The organism is Deinococcus budaensis, from assembly GCF_014201885.1.
Lineage (GTDB): Bacteria > Deinococcota > Deinococci > Deinococcales > Deinococcaceae > Deinococcus > Deinococcus budaensis.
This window is the reverse complement of sequence record NZ_JACHFN010000007.1, coordinates 38,655-56,640: the sequence shown is the minus strand read 5'-3', so window position 1 is coordinate 56,640 and position 17,986 is coordinate 38,655. Positions and strand designations below refer to the sequence as shown.

15 protein-coding genes and 1 pseudogene are annotated in these 17,986 nt (G+C 67.7%); 14 read left to right on the top strand and 2 right to left on the bottom strand.

Going from position 1 to position 17,986, the window contains the following annotated elements; all coding sequences use genetic code 11:
- Position 1 precedes the first annotated feature (1 nt).
- The 14 genes and pseudogenes from HNQ09_RS10470 to HNQ09_RS19260 all read left to right on the top strand — a co-directional run bounded on the left by HNQ09_RS10470 (position 2) and on the right by HNQ09_RS19260 (position 17,054).
- A complete protein-coding gene (locus tag HNQ09_RS10470) occupies positions 2-1,513 on the top strand; it encodes a peptidoglycan-binding protein (protein WP_184028837.1) in 1,512 nt (503 codons plus the stop codon).
- Between the two features lie 752 nt (positions 1,514-2,265).
- Positions 2,266-3,612 carry a S8 family serine peptidase gene (locus HNQ09_RS10465; RefSeq protein WP_184028834.1) on the top strand — a complete coding sequence of 449 codons (1,347 nt, stop codon included), beginning with the start codon at positions 2,266-2,268 and terminating at the stop codon, positions 3,610-3,612.
- A gap of 6 nt (positions 3,613-3,618) precedes the next feature.
- Positions 3,619-4,767: a S8 family serine peptidase gene (locus HNQ09_RS10460; RefSeq protein WP_184028832.1), complete on the top strand. Its 1,149-nt coding sequence runs from the start codon at positions 3,619-3,621 to the stop codon at positions 4,765-4,767.
- Positions 4,768-4,865: 98 nt separating this feature from the next.
- Entirely contained in the window at positions 4,866-8,588 is a 3,723-nt protein-coding gene (locus HNQ09_RS10455) for a tetratricopeptide repeat protein (RefSeq protein ID WP_184028830.1), read from the top strand.
- 230 nt (positions 8,589-8,818) lie between these two features.
- Positions 8,819-9,983, top strand: a pseudogene (locus HNQ09_RS10450) (IS3 family transposase).
- Between the two features lie 60 nt (positions 9,984-10,043).
- Complete coding sequence (locus HNQ09_RS10445; protein ID WP_184028828.1) at positions 10,044-10,334, top strand: hypothetical protein; 291 nt, start codon at positions 10,044-10,046, stop codon at positions 10,332-10,334.
- Between the two features lie 210 nt (positions 10,335-10,544).
- A complete protein-coding gene (locus HNQ09_RS10440) occupies positions 10,545-10,961 on the top strand; it encodes a hypothetical protein (protein ID WP_184028826.1) in 417 nt (138 codons plus the stop codon).
- Positions 10,962-10,969: 8 nt separating this feature from the next.
- The gene (locus HNQ09_RS10435) at positions 10,970-11,701 is read left to right on the top strand and encodes an FCD domain-containing protein (RefSeq protein ID WP_184028824.1); all 732 of its coding nucleotides are present in this window, start codon (positions 10,970-10,972) and stop codon (positions 11,699-11,701) included.
- Between the two features lie 14 nt (positions 11,702-11,715).
- Positions 11,716-13,191, top strand: coding sequence for an ABC transporter substrate-binding protein (locus tag HNQ09_RS10430; protein ID WP_184028821.1), 1,476 nt, complete (start codon positions 11,716-11,718; stop codon positions 13,189-13,191).
- Positions 13,192-13,283: 92 nt separating this feature from the next.
- Entirely contained in the window at positions 13,284-14,228 is a 945-nt protein-coding gene (locus HNQ09_RS10425; RefSeq protein WP_184028819.1) for an ABC transporter permease subunit, read from the top strand.
- Positions 14,228-15,112, top strand: coding sequence for an ABC transporter permease (locus tag HNQ09_RS10420; RefSeq protein WP_184028817.1), 885 nt, complete (start codon positions 14,228-14,230; stop codon positions 15,110-15,112). The genes HNQ09_RS10425 and HNQ09_RS10420 overlap by 1 nt, the downstream gene beginning before the upstream one ends.
- A 139-nt stretch (positions 15,113-15,251) precedes the next feature.
- On the top strand, positions 15,252-16,178 hold the full coding sequence (locus tag HNQ09_RS10415; RefSeq protein WP_184028815.1) for an acetamidase/formamidase family protein: 927 nt from the start codon (positions 15,252-15,254) through the stop codon (positions 16,176-16,178).
- Positions 16,179-16,570: 392 nt separating this feature from the next.
- Complete coding sequence (locus tag HNQ09_RS19265) at positions 16,571-16,795, top strand: hypothetical protein (protein WP_343057736.1); 225 nt, start codon at positions 16,571-16,573, stop codon at positions 16,793-16,795.
- On the top strand, positions 16,785-17,054 hold the full coding sequence (locus HNQ09_RS19260; protein ID WP_343057734.1) for a hypothetical protein: 270 nt from the start codon (positions 16,785-16,787) through the stop codon (positions 17,052-17,054). Before HNQ09_RS19265 ends, HNQ09_RS19260 begins: the two co-directional genes overlap by 11 nt.
- A 123-nt stretch (positions 17,055-17,177) precedes the next feature.
- Here the strand turns inward: HNQ09_RS19260 and HNQ09_RS10405 are convergent, their stop codons facing one another.
- Together HNQ09_RS10405 and HNQ09_RS10400 are read right to left on the bottom strand one after the other, a co-directional pair.
- Complete coding sequence (locus HNQ09_RS10405) at positions 17,178-17,603, bottom strand: response regulator (protein WP_184028812.1); 426 nt, start codon at positions 17,601-17,603, stop codon at positions 17,178-17,180.
- A 199-nt stretch (positions 17,604-17,802) separates the two neighbouring features.
- A complete protein-coding gene (locus HNQ09_RS10400; RefSeq protein WP_343057754.1) occupies positions 17,803-17,985 on the bottom strand; it encodes a VOC family protein in 183 nt (60 codons plus the stop codon).
- Between the last annotated feature and the right edge of the window lies 1 nt (position 17,986).

Sequence of the window (17,986 nt, the reverse complement as noted above, 5' to 3'; positions counted from 1 at the left end):
CATGCACCCCCAGGACATGCATACCGCGCCCGACCCGGGGGAGGAGGACGTACGCTGGGCGCAGAGCAGCCTCAACGCGGCGCTTGGCCTGCGGCTCCCGCCCAGCGGCCGGCTGGACGCCCCGACCCGCAGCGCCCTGCGCGGCTTCCAGCGCCGTGAGGGCCTGCCGGTGGACGGTCTCCTGGGTCCGTCCACCATGGCGGCGCTGCGCCGGGCGAGCGAGGGACCCGAACCCGAGGCGGAGGTGTGGGGAGGCGCCGGGCCGACGCCGGAGAGCCTGGCTTCCGTTCCCGGCAGCGAGAATGTCAGCCGGGCGTTCAAGCTCCGGGTCATCGGGATCGCCCGGGACCTGGGGACCGACCCCAACTTCCTGATGGCAGCCATGAGCTTCGAGTCGCGGCTCGACCCCCGGCCGGTCAATCCTTCCAGCGGCGCGACCGGCCTGATCCAGTTCATGCCGAAGACCGCCGAGCGGCTCGGGACGACCGTGGGCGCCCTCGCCGCCATGACGGCGGAGCAGCAGCTCGATGACGTGGCGCGGTACTTCGCTCCCTACCGCGGACGCCTGACCACGCTGGAGGACGTCTACATGGCCATCCTCTGGCCGGACGCCATCGGACGCGGCGCAGACTTCGTGCTCTTCCGCACCCCGTCCACCGCCTACGCGCAGAACAGCGCCCTGGACGTCAACCGCGACGGGAGCGTCACCGTCGCCGAGGCCACCTCGTTTGTCCGGGGGAGACTCGGCGGTGCGGCGCCGGCGACCGGTACGCCCGCGGGTGCTCCTCCCGCCGCCTCCCCGAATCGCAGCAGTCCCGACTACGCCCGGTGGGTGCAGCGATCCCTCAATCAAGTCCTCGGCACGCGGCTGGCCGTGGACGGCATCATCGGTTCCCAAACCCGCAGCGCCGTCCGAACCTTTCAGGGGCAGAAGGGCCTGGCCGTGGACGGCGTCGTGGGCCCGGTCACGGAGGCAGCGCTGATCGCGGCGGGGGCGCCCCGCCCACCGGGGGCCGCTCCCAGGCAGCCGACCTCACCCCCCCCGGGAACGGCCAGCGCCGCCGGGCTCGCTCGCCAGATTCTCAACCATCCAGGAATCACCCTGGCGACGAGCAGTTCCACGCCAAACGGCAACCCCCGGCAGAACATCCTCGACACCGCGAACGGCCAACCCGCGCGGAGCGGCTGTTACGACACCCGCCAGTGCAGTCCCACCGTGCCCCTCAGTCCCCGGATGCTTCAAGCCTTGCTGGGGCTCGCCAACCGCGGCCACACGTTCTATGTGACCTCCTTCGCCGGGGGACGACACAGCCGCAGTTCCGACCACTACCGGGGACGGGCGGTGGACATCGGCGTGTGGAACGGCACCAGCCTCGGCGTGCCGGGTCCCGCCCACACCGCCGCCCGCGACGCCCTGATCGCTGCGGGGTCAAGCCCCTCCCAGACTTTCAACGCCTACCGAGACACCTCGGACCGCTCCCACCAGAACCACGTCCACGCGGCGTTCCCCTGATCCTGGGCGGGCCTACCACGGGTCGCTGGACCGGGCGTCGGAGCTGCTGATCCGGGACGGCTGGGAGGCCAGCACGGCGGCGGCCTTACGCACTCAGACGCAGGCGGACCTCGCGGCGGCGTGCGGGGCCGAGGTCCTGCTGACCCTGGGAGACGCGGCGGACGTGGACGCGGAGGTGGCGGCGGTGCAGGGGGCGCGGACGGGGTTGGGGCGACCGACCGTGCTGCTGCGGTCTTCCTGGCCAGGGTCGGTGAAGGCCCCTTTTCCACGAGTCTCGACCTCCCCACGCGACTCGGTGAATCAAACTGGGCGGGAGGCGGTGCCCTCGGCTCAGCCGGGCGGCAGCCTCCTGGCCGCTTCCAACCTGGTTGACGATCTCCAGTGTGAACCCGCGGCTGTCGTTGCGCTGCGGCCCAGGGGCTTTTCCGGTGCCGTCACTCCAGGGGATCATGGGCGCGCAGGGCGGAGTGCCTGACGCCGGGTCCACGCTGAGGGGGGCAGTCCACGGCGCTGACAGCCCTTACTCCACACGGCCTGACAGTCTCCTTACTTTTGCGCCTTGATCTGCATCGCTGCAGGCCCTCAAATGGCTGGGATCTCCCCGGCAGCCTCGAAGAGCGCGTCGGGCACGCAGAGTTTCACTCCAGAACGCTACAGCTGCAATGGCTTCATGTAAAAGGTGATGGACGTGTGATCATTCTTTCTGAATACTGCCGCAGAGCCCTCCACCACTGCTCTGCTTAAAAGGAGTCATGATGAAGCAACGTCAACTCTGGACCTCCCGAGGAGTCCTTGCACTCATCGCCCTGCTGGTGAGCGCCTGCGGCAGCAGCCCCGACGTGGGGCTGGCTGGCCCAGGGCTGCAGCCCCAGGCGACCACCGGGGTGGTCAACCGCCTGAGTGCTTTCCGGTACGTGCATACGCTCGCGGGTGTGCCCGCCACGGAAACGCCGAGTACCCTCAAGTCGCTCTACGGCGGCCAAGTGCTCGTGTACGACCCTGTCGCCCGGACCGCTGTGCTGGCCAACAACAGCAGCGCCAAGGGAAAGTACGATGCGGCTGTCGAGTCCAATACGCGCGTCTACAAGGTGGCCGAGCAAGGGCTGGCGGCGTGGAGCAGTGGCTACAACGCCTGGGGCAGTGGCTACAATGCCTGGGGCAGCGGGTACAACGCCTGGGGGTCGGGCACCACGAGCTCGGCCACCACCTTCACCGAAAACATCGTCAACTGGGACGCGATTGGCCTGAGCAGCGCGCAGGCCTTGGTTCCAGAACAGGGCAGTGGGATTAAGGTGGCGGTGATCGACACCGGGATCGATCTGAACCACCCCGGCCTGCAGGGAAGGCTCGACCTGGCCAACGGCAAGGATTATGTGCAGGGAGACCTGGATCCCAGCGAGGTCAATGGCAACACCGACGGCACCTATTCCCAGGGGTACGGGCACGGCACCGCCGTGGCGGGGATCATCGCGCAAGTCGCGCCCAAGGCCACCATTCTTGCCCTTCGCGTCCTCGACCCTTTTGGCGAGGGCGACGTGGCCACGGTGGCCGACGCCATCAACTACGCCGTCCTCAAGGGGGCGAAAGTCATCAACCTGTCACTGGGCTCGAATGCAGACGTGAAAGCGCTGAACACCGCCGTCAGTGCCGCCATCGGCAAGGGCATCGTGGTGGTCGCTGCGGCGGGCAACTCGGGGGACACCAACGTGCTCTTCCCCGCAGCGCCGGCCGACTACCTGACCGGCTCACAGGGCCAGGGTTCGGTGGGGGTGGGGAGCGTTACGGGCACCTTTTTGAAATCCAGCTTCAGCACCTACGGCCACCACCTGGAGCTGACCGCCCCTGGAGAGAGGATTCGTACCCTGTTTCCCGGCGGCAACGTCGTGGACGCCACCGGCACGTCCTTCGCCGCCCCGGTCGTGTCCGGGATCCTCGCGTTGGCGCTCAGCACCGGCCTGAACATCACCGAAAGTTCCGGCGCAAAGGCCTTGATGGGGAACCTCAACAGCACGGCCCGGCCCGGTTCGGATCCCGCTTACCCAAACGGCCTGGGCTTCGGGACAGTCTCTGCTTTCCGCCTCGTTGACGTGTACCGTTAGGAATCCATGATGTCGTCCCTGCTCCAGAACACCATGCGGCTGGCCGGGGTTGCGGCCCTCCTGTCGGCCTGCGGCACCGTGCCGGCCGGAAATGGCTCGCCCACAGCGCCCCCCCCCGCGGCGGCCCTCGCTCTCCCAGGAGCCACCTCAACCCACGTCAAGGTGGCCGAGGCGAGCGCCTCTTATGGAGCCTGGGCCAGAGCGTCCTACGGGGCCTGGGCCAGGGCCACCGACGACCTCTGGGCCAGTACCCTCCCGGGTGGGCTGCGCAACACCTTTGCGGAGAACCTGGCCGACTGGGAAGCCATCCACCTCGCGGCGGGTCAGGCCCAGGCCCCTCATCTGGGCGAGGGCGTTATGGTCGCTGTGGTGGACACCGGCCTTGACCTGGGCCATCCCGCCTTTGCCGATCACCTCGCCGACGCCGCCCACTGGCGCGACTTTATCGGCAACGACGCCGTGCCCCAGGAGGAGGACGGCGGAACGGTGTCCGGTCACGGCACCGCCGTGGCAGGCCTGATCCTGCAGGTGGCCCCCGGCGCCACCATCCTGCCCCTGCGCGCCCTGAAGGCCAGCGGCGAGACGCCCGCAGATACCGTCGCGGCGGCCGTGCGTCACGCGGTCGCCAGCGGCGCAGACATCATCAACGTCTCGGCCGTGTCGGGGTACGACAGCACGCTCACCGAAGCGATCCGGGAGGCCGCCGAACAGGGAGTGTACGTGACGCTGCCCACCGGCAACGACGGCACGAGGTACGTTCAGTACCCTGCCAGAAGCAGCACCCAGAACACGACGCTGGGGCAGTACGCGATCAACGCCGGCGCGATCCGGAGCGATTACACACTCACGCCCTGGACCAACTACGGCGGCAACCTGGAAGTCCTCGCGCCCGGCGACGACCTGGTCACCGCAGGCCTGAACGGCACGGTCGTTGCCGTCAAGGGCACGTCTTTCGCCGCACCGGTCCTGGCAGGAGCGCTGGCGCTCGCCCTGGGAGAAGCCTACAGCGGGGACGACCGGGGACGCCTGGCGCAGCAGCTCGGCGCCACAGCCACCAGCGTGGCGCCGAACAACCCGAACCTCGCCGCCGGTGGATCGGCCCTGTTGGGCCAGGGGGCCATCAATGTGGGTGCCTTTCTGAAGAGCGTCCGTTAAGCTGGCCCTGCTGGTGGCTTCCCGGCCGGATCCTCGTCTCCTGGATTCCGGCCGACGTCTTCCCCCTGACTCGCCTCACCTTGCCCCCTAGGGATCCTATGACGAACAGCAGCAGCAGCAGCACGAAGAACTCGGAGGCACAAGCCCTGGAGCGGTTGCGCCAAGACAGTGACGCGCTCAACCGGGAGGCCCGGGCACTGGTGCCGGACCATCCTCAAGCCGCTTGGGACCGGGCGGCGGGGATTCTGGGCCAGGTGCAGGCGCCCGGGTATACCCTGGGCGTGGCCGAGGCGCTGCACACCCAGGCCCTGGCGGCGCTGGCGCTGGGTGATCCGGAACGGGGCGACCTGCTCGCCGAGCAGGCCGCCCGGGCTTATCTGCAAGTCCCGCACGCCGCGCTGTACGGCGAGGCGCTGCTGCTGCGGCTGCGCTGTGCCGAGCAGCTCGAACGCTTCGACCTCGCACTGCCGCTGTGCGAGGAAGTGATTCGTCTCAGCGGGCATATGGCCATGGACAGCGTGCTGGTGCAGGTCTTGGACCTTCAGGCCATGGTGCAGTTTCGCCAGGGGAACTTCGTGGAGGCCGCTTCGACCCTGGAGCGGCTCGCCGAGTTGCGCCTGCGCCTGGGGGACCGCGAGGGCCATGCCAAAGCCCTCAACAACCTGGGCCTGGTGCACGAGGGCCTGGGGCACTTCATGCAGGCCCTTGACTCGTTCCTGCGCTGCTTGGAGTTCCTGCGCAACCATGAGGTATCGCTCAACAGCCTCCTGAGCATGTGCCTGGTCAATGTGGGCAAGGTCTACCGCGAGCTGGGAAACCTGACCGAGGCCGAGGCGTCCCTGCGGGCCGGCATCGAGGTGGGGGAACGCACCGGCACGTTTCTGAGCATGGCGGCCGGCCACAACGAACTGGGGATCGTGTACCGCGAGCGTGGGGAGTACCGCGGCGCCCTGGACGCGTTCCTGCACGCCCTGACCATCACCCGTGCCCATGGCCTGCGGCACGAGGAGGCCGGTACCCTGGATGCGCTGGGACAAGTCCAGTCCGCCCTGGGGCAAGACGACCTGGCCCGCGCCACCTTGCACGAGGCGCGGGAGCTGGCCCGGAGCCTCGACGACAAGCCTGTCTTGGCCAGCACCCTCATCCACCTGGGTGCGCTGCATGCTGGGCGCGGCGAGCATGAGGCCGCTGCCGGGCACCTGCGGGAAGCGCTGACCCTGACTGCGGGGTCCATGCCCCGCGAGGCCCTGCTGGCCCGCGAACAGCTCGCGGCCAGCCTGCGGGTCCTGGGGGACCTGGAGGACGCCCTGGTTCACCAAGAGCAAGTGATTCGGGGGCAGCGTGAGCTGTTCCGGGAGGACAGTGACCGCCGCTTGCGGCACCTGACCGATCAGCTCGAATTGGAAAAGGCCCGGCACCAGTCGGAGATGTACCGCCAGCTCAACGACGTGGCCCTGCGCGCCAAGGAGGACGCGGAGGCGCAGGTGCGGGCACGCACCGAGGAATTGGAACAGGCACAACTCGAGACCGTGACCCGGCTGGGCGTCGCAGCCGAGTACCGCGACGACCGCACCGCCCTGCACACCCACCGGGTGGGCAACCTCGCCGGACGCTTGGCCCAGGCTTTCGGCCTGCCGGCCCGGGACGTCCACCTGATTCGCCTCGCCGCGCGGCTCCACGACGTGGGCAAGATCGGCGTCCCCGACGCCGTGCTGCTCAAGCAGGAGAAGTTCACGCCCGAGGACCATGCGGTGATGCGGCACCACACCACCATTGGCGCGCGCGTGCTGCAGGGTGGACGCTCGGAACTGCTGCGTCTGGCCGAGCAGATTGCGCTGACCCACCACGAGCGCTGGGACGGCAGCGGCTATCCCCAGGGCCTGGCTGGGGAACAGATTCCCCTGGTTGGCCGGATCGTCGCCGTCGTGGACGTCTGGGACGCCCTGACCACCCAACGTCCGTACAAGGCGGCGTGGCCCCCCGAGGACGCGCTCGCCGAGTTGCAGGCGCAAGCTGGAAAGCACTTTGACCCGGACATTGTGGGGGCCTTTGCCGAGCTGCTGCGCCGGGGCGAGCACGAGACGTTCCCGGAAGAGCAGCCGCGCCCGGCGGCGGACCCCGGGGGAGCCCCCGAAGAGGCGGGAGGGGAACCGGTGCTGACGGACGCCGAGCGTCAGGCCCAGGCCCTGATCGACGCCATGCTGGACCAGGCGTGGGACTTGCGGTCCCAGGATCCCGAGGCGCTGCGGGAACGGACCCAGGCGGCCCTGACGCTGGCGCAGCAGCACGGGTACGCCCGCGGCACCGGGTTCGGGTTCAGGAATCTGGCCTTCGCGCATTTTCACATGCAGGAGCTTTCACAGGCCCTGGACCTGCTGGGTCAGGCGCTGGAGATCGGTGAGCGGTTGCCTGACCTCCCACTGCAGCGTGACAGCCTCAACATCCTGAGCTGGGTTCACGCCAGCCTGCACTCCACGGAAAAGGCCGTCGCCTGCTGCCTCAAGGCCATTGAGCTGTCCAGAAAGCTGCGGGATCTGAGCGGCGAAGCGAAGATGCTGGGAAACCTGGCGCTCCTCTACAAAAATCTGGAGGACTTCGGCAAGGCTGCCGAATACTTTCAAGAAGCGCTGGGCATGCACCTGAGGGAGGGCAGCGCGGACGGCGAGCTGCTGTGCCGGTACAACCTTTCAGATCTCCATCTGGAAACAGGGCAGCTGCAAGCGGCGGTTGACGAAGGTCGGCAGGCCGTGGCGCTGGCAAGGCAACAAGGCAACTTCATGCTCGACATCGTGTCGACCTCCACCCTGGCCCGGGCCATGGATGAACAGGGGGCTTGGGAAGAAGCCCTGAAGCTGTACACAGACGCGTGGCACCGGGTCTCCCCGGTTGCCGAGCGGTACCCGGAAGTGGCGGTGTGGGCAGCGCTGTATTTTGGCCGGGGCCTGCTGCGTAACGGCGGGGGTCAGGGGGCACAGCCACTCCTTGAAGAGGCCCGCATCCTGGCCGAGCGCTACGGCATCAAGCGTGCCGCCGCCGAGGCGCACCGGGATCTGGCGGCGGCCTACCAGGGTGCTGCTGACCCGGTGCAGGCAACTGAGCATCTCAAGACCGCGTACGCGCTCGACCTGGAGATCTACCGCCAGGAGAACTCGCAGCGCACGGCGGCCCTGATGGTCGAGCACCAGGCCGAGCGGGCCCGCGCCGAGGCAGAGGCCTACAGGATCCGCACGCTGGAACTGGCCGGGACAAACGCCGAACTTGAAAAAGCCAACCGCGAGAAGACCGCGCTGCTGGCGGCGCTGCAGGAGCAGTCCAAGCGGCTGGAGCGCCAGTTGCGCGAAGACGGCCTGACCGGCGTGTACAACCGCCGCCACATCGAGGAGCGGCTGCTGCAGGCCTTCGAGCAACACCGGCAGACGGGCCACCCGCTCGCCCTGCTGATGGTGGACCTCGACCACTTCAAGCAGATTAACGACCGTTTCTCCCACCCGGTGGGCGATGAGGTCCTCCGCCGGGCGGCGCGGCTCTTTCAGGACCTCTGCCGTCCCGGAAACCTGGTGGGCCGCTACGGCGGCGAGGAATTCCTGGTGGTGCTCCCCCACGCCACCCCCCAACAAGCAGCGGACATGGCCGAGCGGCTTCGCCTTGCGGTGCGGCATCATCCCTGGTCTGAGCTGGCACCAGACCTCGAGGTGACCCTGTCCATCGGCGTCTGCGCCCGGACGGACGTGCGCGACCACGAGAAGATGATCGCTCTGGCCGACGAGAAGCTGTACGAGGCCAAGGCGGCGGGCCGGGACCGCGTGGCCGCGTCACCGTAGGCGAGCTGGAAGTGTGCTGGAAAAGGGTGGAAAACCCGTGAGGCCAGGCTGCTGCCCCGCGCCGTCCGTCGCGGCGAAGGGGATGTCGCCAGGCTGGGAGCTTCGGGCAAGTTCACGAGGAGCGGGTCGACGTTCCTGGTGAGCCACCTGAACTTCAGGCTGCCCGCTGCACTGAGGGTGACCCGGTTGTGCGCAGGTGGAGGTCAGCCTCGAAGAGGGGAGGCGCCATCATGACAAACCGCAGCATTCATACCGCCGAGTTCAAGCGTTACGGCAGTGCAACTCGCCCGAACCGGCGGCAAGCTCTCGGGCACCGCCCGCGACCTGGGCATCAACGTCTCATTACTGCGGAAGTGGATGAACGCCGAACAGGAAAAGGGCGAGGCGGCTTGTCCTGGTCAGGGGAAGCCGGTCCTGACCCCGGAACAGCAGGAGATTCAGAGACTCCGCAAAGAAAACGAGATCTCGCGCCAGGAGCGCGAAATCCTGAATAAAGCGGCGGCCTTCTTCGCCAAAGAAACCACGCGCTGAGGTACCGCTTCATCCACGCTCACCGCGAGCACTCCCGTCTGGACGTGAGGTGCCGGGTGCTGGAGGTGTCGGTGAGTGGGTACCACCGTTGGCGGAGAAGGCCGATCTCCGACCGCAAGCAGCAGGATGCGCTGCTGGAGCAGCGCATCCAGGACGCTCACCAGCGGAGTAAGGGCAGATATGGGGCGCCACGACTTCACGCGCAACGGCGGGCCGAAGGTCTGCGGGGGTCTCGAAAGCGTGTGGCTCGCCTGATGCGCTCGGGGGGTCTCCGGGCATAGGGAAGCGCCGCTGGCTGCGCACCACCGACAGCCACCACCCTCTCCCGGTCTGCCCCAACCGCCTGGAACGCCAGGCCAGTTCGAGGTTCCGCAGCCCAATCCGGTCTGGGCGTCCGACATCACGTACGTGCCCACCCGGAAGGGTTGGCTGTACCTGGCGGTCACCCTGGACCTGTATTCGCGGGCCGTGATTGGGTACGCGATGGCCGCGTCCATGCCCGCCACTCTGCCGCTGGCCGCATTCCAGATGGCCGCCAGGCGTCGTGATCCGCCCTCGGGCTTGCTCCATCACAGCGATAGGGGCAGCCAATACGTCAGCAGGCTCTTTCAGGCAGAACTGGCCCGCCTGCGGGCCAGGGGCAGCAGGAGCCGCAAGGGGGATTCCTGGGACAACGCCGTCGTGGAGGGCTTTCTCAGCTCCCTGAAACGGGAGCTGTTCGAGGAGGTCATCTTCGAGAGCCGTGCGGCTGCCCGCCAAGCCGTCTTCGAGGACATTGAAGTCTTCTCCAACCGCCAGCGCCGCCATTCCACCCTGGGGTACTTGACGCCCCTGGAGTTCGAACGCCAAGCTACAGCCGCTTAACTTCAACTACGCACAATCGGGGCAAGCCCAGTCATCAGTGGTGCTCTCAGGGAGACCCATATGGCCCAGGTTCACCGCCGTCTCAGGCCCGGCGCGCCGTTCGTGGTGGCCCACTTCAGCTTTCCGCAGGGGGAAGGCGAGCGGGACCTGTGGCTGTCACGCCACGCCGCCTTCCTGGTGACTTCCGGCATCGAGCCTCAGCAGGCGGCGAAGGCCTGGGTGGCCCTGGACGCGCGCCTGCACATCCTCACGCCGGAGGAGGACGAGGCCACCTTGCGGGACGCCGGGTTCCGGGGGGTCAGCCTGTTCTATACCGGGTTCGCCTTTCGGGGATGGGTGGTCACCGCTTGAGGTGCTCCCACACCGGGAACGGCCTGGTGTTGTCATCGCCAAAACTTCTGCCGCCTGTCCGAATCCGGGCGGCCGGGCATTCCCATCTGCTGTCGGGGTGGTGCCGACCACTTCGCTCTGTGATTTGAATTGCTGGGGTCATCCGCTGTTCTGATTCGCGAGTTTCCCCGCACCGACCTCGCAAGCACAGGTCCCCGCCGGGTGGTCCCCATGAGCGACGTGTGCCGGGTGTACCGCGACCACCTGCGCGCCCACGGCTACCGCTGTTGCAGCCGCCGCGAGCGCGTCCGCTTCGCCGCGCTGGCCACCGAGGTCCACACGGTCACCCTGACGCACCCGGACGGCACCGTCAGCGAGCACCAGGCCCAAGACCGGCTTTCCCTCGCCTACCGGGCGGCCTGCCGGAGCCTGCCTATCGGCCTGCCCGCCGACCGCAGGGCCGGTTCCCACGCCGGGCCAGGTCGGGGAGCGCCCCATCGCGTCAGGCTGACGAGGAGCGCGCAGAGGCGTGCTCAGGCGGTCTGTCTAGTCAGAACAGACGTGCATTTTCAGCAGCCAGGAGGTACACTCGGTCCACATACAATTGGTCTGACCATACTACCTCTTCCAGCGTTGATGTACGTCTAGGAGGTCGAGTGCCGAGTGTCATCCGCAAGGTCAAACTGTCAGACACGGTCGCCAACGAGCTTCTGCTCCTTATTCGCAACGGGACGTACCCTAGTGGCACTCGCCTTCCGCCAGAGCGCGAACTCAGCGCCCGCTTCGGGGTGTCGCGGGCCAGCCTGCGCGACGCTTTTCGCCAGCTCGAACTGCTGGGGCAGGTGGAAGTCCGCCAGGGCGACGGAACTTACGTGCGCTCTCCCAACGCCCAGACCCTGAGTCTGCCCTTTCGCGGCCTGCTCAGCGGCAGTCCCCAGGCGGCCCTCGATCTGCTGGAATTCCGCCTGCTGCTGGAGCCGGAAGTCGCGGCCCTCGCCGCACGGCGCGCGGCGGCGGGGCACGCCCCGGCCTTCGAACTCGCCCTGAACCAGCAGCGTGAGGCGGCGGCGCGGGGCCTGCGGCTGTCCAAAGAGGACCTCCAGTTTCACCAGCTCGTCGCGCAGACGGCGGGCAATCCGGTCATCCTCGAAGTGCTCGCCCTGCTGCGTTCCCTGCTGAGCGACCTGCGGACCACGGCCCTGACCGGCCACCTGCCCGAACTTACTATCGCCCAGCATGGGCGCATCGCGCAGGCCATCCTCGCCAACGATCCCGAGCGCGCCAGGACCGCGATGTTTGACCACCTCACCGCCGTCGTCGAAACGTCCGCCCTCAAGCCCACGGCCCAGGACCGGTCTTCCCGCCCTGCCGGGGAAGTCACGCTGTGACCAAGGAGACGCCCATGCGCCACGCCAAGACCCTCGGACTGTTCGCCCTGCTGGCCCTCGGCACCGCTGCGGCCCAGACCCTCACGGTTGGGCTGGACGCCGACCCGCCGCGTCTCGACCCCACGCTGTCGAGCGCATTGGTCGACCGCCAGGTGCTCAACCAGATTTTCGACAAGCTGGTCGATCTCGACCAGAACCTCAAGGTCGTGCCGATGCTGGCCCGGTCCTGGAAGGTCACCAACGGCGGCCTGACCTATACCTTTGCCCTGCGCCCCGGCGTGAAATTCCACGACGGCACCCCGCTCGACGCCAACGCGGTGAAGTTCTCGCTGGACCGCCACATGACCCTGGAGGGCAGCGCCCGCAAGAGCGAGCTGAAAAGCGTCAAGGAGGTCCGGGTCCTCAGCCCCACCAGCGTGCAGATCACGCTCAGCCAGCCCTACGGCCCGCTGCTCGCGGTGCTCGCGGACCGCTCGGGCATGATCGTGAATCCCAAAGCGGCGCAGAAAGCCGGAAAGGACTTTGGCAACGAGCCGGTGGGCAGCGGCCCCTTCGTGTTCGTCAGCCGCAAGCGGCAGGACAACATCACGCTGGAAGCCAACAAGAGCTACTGGGACGGCGCGCCCAAGATCGGCCGACTGGTTTTCCGCCCCTTCCCGGACGGCGACGTGCGCTACGCCAACCTGCTCTCGGGCGCCGTGCAGGTCATCAATCCCATCGACCCCAAGGACATCTCGAAGCTGGACAAGAACGCCAGGTTCGACGTGATGAACTATGCCGGGCTGGGCTACCAGGGCATCCACCTCAACACGGCCCGCGCCCCCTTCAACAACAAGGCCGTGCGGCAGGCCCTCGCGACGGTGATCGACCGCGAGGCCGTTGACAAGGTCGTGTTCTACAACACGGTGACCCCCGCCACGGGGCCTTTCGCGCCCAGCTCACCCGTCTACATCGCCGGGAGCGCGCCCAAGCCCGACGTGGCCCTGGCCCGCCGCAAGCTTCAGGAGGCGGGCCAGAGCAACCTCACCTTTACCCTGCTGACCACGCCCGGCTCCGTCACCACCCAGCTCGCCCAGCTCTACCAGGCGATGTTCGCGCAGGCAGGGATCAACGCCAAGATCGAGCAGGTCGAGTTCGGGACCCTGCTGGAGCGTTCGGACAAAAAGGATTTCGACGCCCTGATCCTGGGCTGGAGCGGTCGCCCGGACCCCGACGGCAACATCTACGAGTTTTTCGTGACGGGCGGGACGAACAACTACTCCGGCTACAGCAACAAGCAGGTGGACGCCCTGCTGAACAGGGCACGCGCCCAGACGGCCATGTCGGCCCGCAAGGCCAGCTACAACGTGGCGCTCAACACCATCCGCAGCGACGTGCCCTACATCTTCGTGTACCACCAGCGCAACGTCCTGGGCATGAGCCGGGCCGTCAGCGGCCTGAAGCCCATCCCGGACGGCATCATGCGCTTCAAAGACGTGTCGCTGAAGTAGGCAGTTCCCGAAGGTCCGGTTTCTGAAGGTGACGGGCGCCCGTGGAGCCAGGCTTCTCCCGCCCGGCTTCGGCGCCGAGGAGCATTTTTCCCGTGATCCAGTTCGCGCTGCGCCGCCTGCTTTCGACCCTTCCGACCCTCCTGGTGGTCACCGTTCTGGTGTTCACCATGGTTCGTCTTCTACCCGGTGATCCCGCGCGGCTCTTGCTGGGCGAGGAAGCGACGCCGCAGGCCCTGGCCGAACTGCGCCGCAGCCTGGGCCTCGACCAGCCCCTGCCGGTGCAATACGGCCAGTGGCTGCTTGACGCCCTGCGGTTCGATTTCGGGACCAGCGTCAAGGACAACGCCAGCGTCGCGGCCCTGATCGCGGACAAGCTGCCGACCACCGCTGAACTCGCCGTGCTATCCATGCTGCTGGCGCTGGTGATCGCGCTGCCTGCCGGACTGCTCAGCGCCCTGAACCCCGGGGGGCTGACCAACCGGGTGGTGACGCTGCTCTCGCTGGCGGGGATCAGCATTCCCAACTTCTTCCTGGGGATTTTGCTGATCTACGTGTTCAGCGTTCAGCTCGCGTGGATTCCGGCCAGCGGGTACGTGTCTTTTGCCGAGGACCCGCTGCGCAACCTCTCGCTGATGATCCTCCCCGCGATCACGCTGGGGACCGCGTCGGCGGCGGTGCTCACCCGCTATCTGCACGCCAGCATGACCGAGGCCCTGACCCAGGACTACGTGCGGACTGCCCGGGCCAAGGGCGTGACCCACTCGCGCGTGCTGATCAAGCATGGGCTGCGTAACGCCCTGATTCCGGTCATCACGGCCTTCGGCCTGCAACTCGGCGGGCTGCTGGGGGGCGCGGTCATCACCGAGCAGATCTTCAGCGTGCCGGGCTTCGGGCGGCTGCTGGTGGACGCGGTGTTCACCCGCGACCTGCCGGTCATCCAGGGCATGGTGCTCACCTCCGCGCTCGCGGTGTTCGCCGTGAGCTTTCTCGTCGATCTTACGTATGCGGCGGTCGATCCGCGCATCCGGTACCAGTGATGGCCCGGTCTCTGCCCGCCTCGCCACCTTCCCGCCTGCGCGCCTGGCGGAGGAACAAGGCCCTGGGGCGCTTCCTGGCCAACAAGCTCGCCGTGTTCGGCGCTCTGATCCTGCTGACGTTCGCGGCGCTGGCCCTGCTGGCGCCGGTCATCAGTCCCTACGATCCGGCGCAGGCATCCTTCACCGACCTGCGAAGTGCGCCCAGCCCCGAGCACGCTTTCGGCACAGACGAACTGGGCCGGGACAACCTGACCCGCGTGCTTTACGGGGCGCGGGTCTCGCTCAGCGCGGGGCTGGTCTCGGTCACGCTCGCCATGCTGTCCGGGACGTTTTTCGGGTTGATTGCTGGCTATTTCCGGGGCTGGCTCGACGAGCTGATCATGCGCGTGGTGGACGCAATGCTGGCCCTCCCCTTTCTGGTGCTGGCGATCACCCTCGCGGCCATCCTGGGACCCAGCCTGCAAAACACCATGCTCGCCATCGCGATTGTGACGGCTCCGGCCTTTGCCAGGGTGGCCCGGGGCGAGGTGCTGGCCCAGCGCGAGCGCGAATACGTGCAGGCCGCGCAGGCGCTGGGCGCCAGCAGTGGCCGGACCCTCTGGCGTCACCTGCTGCCGAACATCAGCGGCCCCCTGATCGTCCAGACCTCCCTGGCGATTGCCAACGCCGTTTTGGCCGAATCCAGCCTGTCTTTCCTGGGCCTGGGGGTGCAGCCGCCCACGCCCAGCTGGGGGTCGATGCTGAACACGGCGCGCGGGTACCTCGCGGACGCCCCGTGGCTGGCGATCTTTCCCGGTCTGGCGATCTTTCTGACCGTGCTGGCCTTCAACTTGGTGGGGGACGGGCTGCGCGAGGCCCTCGACCCCCGGGGCCGCACCTCCTGACCCGGCTTCGGTCTGTCCCGCCGTCCACCCGGCCAACCAACCCGGGTCGTCACTCTCACGTCCGGCCTCCGCTTCCATTCGCTTGGCCCGAATCCCTTCGTGAGCGGTCCAAGCGGAGTCCCATGAGGAGCTTTCCCACATGACCCACCGCACCCTGCATGACCATCCCTGCCACCACGGCTGGGACCGTGACCTGCCGCCCGCGCTGGAGGTCGCGCCCGGTACCACCGTCTCCTTCAGCGTCGCGGACGCCAGCGGCGGACAGCTCGGCGCGAACGCGACCCTGGCCGACCTGCGAGCGCTGGATTTCGGCCGGGTCAACCCGCTCTCGGGGCCGGTGTACGTCCACGGCGCGGAACCGGGCGACGCGCTGGTGGTCGAGCTGCTGGAATTCATCCCGTCCGGAAGCGGCTGGACCGTCAACATTCCCGGCTTCGGGCTGCTGGCTGACGAGTTCCCCGAGCCTTACCTGAAAGTCTGGACCTACGACCGGAACGTGGCGGAGTTCGCCCCGGGAATCCGGGTGCCGGTCCAGCCATTTCCCGGGACCCTGGGGAATGCGCCCGCAGAGCCGGGGCCGCCCTCGGTGGTGCCTCCGCGCCGGGTGGGCGGCAACATGGACATCCGTGACCTGCGCGCGGGCACGCGGCTGTATCTGCCGGTCGAGGTGCCCGGAGCGCTGTTCAGCATCGGGGACACGCACGCAGCTCAGGGCGACGGCGAGGTCTGCGGCACGGCCATCGAGTCCGCGATGCAGGTCACTCTGCACCTCTCGCTGGTCAAGCAGGCGAACTTCGCCTTCCCGCGCTTCCGGACGCCGGGTCCGGTCACACGTCATATCGACCAGCAGGGGTACGACGTGACGACCGGCGTTGCCAGCGACCTGCTGAGTGCCTCGCGGGACGCGGTCCGCGAGATGATCGACCACCTCGGCCGGGAGTACGGCCTCGCGCCGGACGACGCCTACCTGCTGTGCAGCGTGTGCGCGGACCTGCGGATCAGTGAAGTGGTGGATCTGCCCAATTACCTGGTCAGCCTGTACCTTCCCCGCGCGGTCTTTGCCTGACGCCTGGCTCCCGCCGCTCTGGACACGCCGTATCTTCATCCTGTGGGGTCTGTGGGGTCATGGCGGCAGCTTGTCTGGAAAGCGGCTGAGGGGGGTAAGGAAGCTGGTTGGCATGACCTGAGATCCCCGCCCGGAGGTCTCCAGGGGCTTTGCCTCCGGGCGAGGGGCCGAGCAGGTTGATCGTGCCGCCAGTGGTGGCCGGGGCCATCCTGCCCTCCTGGTACCATCTTTCACACAGACCGCGATAAAAAAAGTGCCTCTGGCAAAAGAAAATGCTGACGCTTACAGGCGACTCCAGGTTTTCCATATCTGGCCTCGCTGCTTGGTTGTGCCCCCCGTTCAGGGTGCCTTGCTTCCCAGTTCCCGCTTCAGCAAGGCGAGGAGCCTTGAAGATGACGGCGATGCCTTACATCACGCTGAGCGAGCAGGTCGGCCGCCTCTCCAACCCCCAGCGGAGCGACGCTTTTGTGCGGCGCCTCCGGGAGGCCGTGCGAACCGGCGAACTGGAGGCCGCGCAGGTGCCGGGGCGCTTCACCCTGCCCAACCCTGCCCAAGACCTACCGCAAGCGCGGCAGCGACGAGACCGGCACCCGGGACACCCGCGAGATGGTCATTGACCTGACCCCGGAGTATCAGGCCTGGTTTGAACGGGTCAATGCGGACCTGGCGGCCAGCCCCCGCCGAAGCGCGAAGGTCAAGCCCACCATCGAGGCCATCGAAGCCGGGGACGTGGACTTCAAGACGCTGGCGGCCGAAACCCGCCGCAAGATGCAGGCCAGCTTCGAGAAAGGGCAGCAACTGGGCCAATCCCGCTCGCAGGCCAGAGGCAAGAAGGCCGCACCCGCGCGCGGGCGCACGACCAAGGCCAAGAAGTAAGCTCCTGGCTCCAGATGGGGCCAGGAGCGCCCTGCCGACTTCACCCGGTCGGTGGTTGTGAGAGACTCTCTGAAAGTACAGAACCGCCAGGTGAGTGTGATAAGGGGACAAGGTGGACGGCGCTTACAGGACGGTCAGCCGCCGCAGAGGGGCATGTGCGGTTGCCAGCCAGCGCCGCCCCAGGGCGTTCAGGGTCTCAATCAGCTCCTCGAATCCGCCCGGCTTCACCACGTAGTCGTCCGCTCCGGCCGCCGCGCACGCCGCCTGGTCGCTCGGCTCGCTCGACGTGGTGAACACCACCACCGGTACCTGCCACAGCAGCTCGTCATTCTTGACCCGCTGGAGGACTTCATGCCCGGACACGCGCGGCATGTTGAGGTCGAGCAGCACCAGGTCCGGCATGCTCCCCGCCTGGCGCAGCAGGTCCAGTGCCTCCTGACCGTCGCGGGCCACCTGGGCTTCGCAACAAACGTCACTCAGCTCCAGCGCCGTCCGGGCCAGTTCCAGGTCGTGCGGGTTGTCCTCAACGATCAGCAGATGCTTGGTCACTTCGCTCCCTCCTGACACACGGCCACCCTCCGGCGCCTATTCTGGTAGGAACAGAATAACATGAAGGTCAACTTAAGTCCGCCGAAAATGGGTGTGGGTATTTGACTGGTGCGAGGCGGGCGCCCGGTCACCGGGGAAGTGGCGCCCGAAAGAAGTGAAGACCGGCGAGATGGTCTTCACCCTCACGTCGTCCAGCGCCTTACTCGGGACGGTTGCGCTGGCGCTCGCCCCGCGAGACCTCGACCCTGAAGCCGTCGGGGTCGCGCAGCACCATCACCCGCTCCCAGGGCCGGTCGTGCGGCGGTGTCTCAACCGCGATGCCCGTCTCCTGCATCCAGGCGTACAGCCCGTCCAGGTCCTGGGTGCTCAGCTCCACGTGGATG

Excerpts from the sequence above, each read along its gene's own strand:
- HNQ09_RS10465 (WP_184028834.1), top strand. The coding sequence starts at position 2,266 with ATGATGAAGCAACGTCAACTCTGGACCTCCCGAGGAGTCCTTGCACTC.
- HNQ09_RS10430 (WP_184028821.1), top strand. The coding sequence starts at position 11,716 with ATGCGCCACGCCAAGACCCTCGGACTGTTCGCCCTGCTGGCCCTCGGC.
- HNQ09_RS10445 (WP_184028828.1), top strand. The coding sequence starts at position 10,044 with ATGGCCCAGGTTCACCGCCGTCTCAGGCCCGGCGCGCCGTTCGTGGTG.
- HNQ09_RS10440 (WP_184028826.1), top strand. The coding sequence starts at position 10,545 with ATGAGCGACGTGTGCCGGGTGTACCGCGACCACCTGCGCGCCCACGGC.
- HNQ09_RS19265 (WP_343057736.1), top strand. The coding sequence starts at position 16,571 with ATGACGGCGATGCCTTACATCACGCTGAGCGAGCAGGTCGGCCGCCTC.
- HNQ09_RS10460 (WP_184028832.1), top strand. The coding sequence starts at position 3,619 with ATGATGTCGTCCCTGCTCCAGAACACCATGCGGCTGGCCGGGGTTGCG.
- HNQ09_RS19260 (WP_343057734.1), top strand. The coding sequence starts at position 16,785 with ATGGTCATTGACCTGACCCCGGAGTATCAGGCCTGGTTTGAACGGGTC.
- HNQ09_RS10470 (WP_184028837.1), top strand. The coding sequence starts at position 2 with ATGCACCCCCAGGACATGCATACCGCGCCCGACCCGGGGGAGGAGGAC.
- HNQ09_RS10415 (WP_184028815.1), top strand. The coding sequence starts at position 15,252 with ATGACCCACCGCACCCTGCATGACCATCCCTGCCACCACGGCTGGGAC.
- HNQ09_RS10455 (WP_184028830.1), top strand. The coding sequence starts at position 4,866 with ATGACGAACAGCAGCAGCAGCAGCACGAAGAACTCGGAGGCACAAGCC.
- HNQ09_RS10420 (WP_184028817.1), top strand. The coding sequence starts at position 14,228 with ATGGCCCGGTCTCTGCCCGCCTCGCCACCTTCCCGCCTGCGCGCCTGG.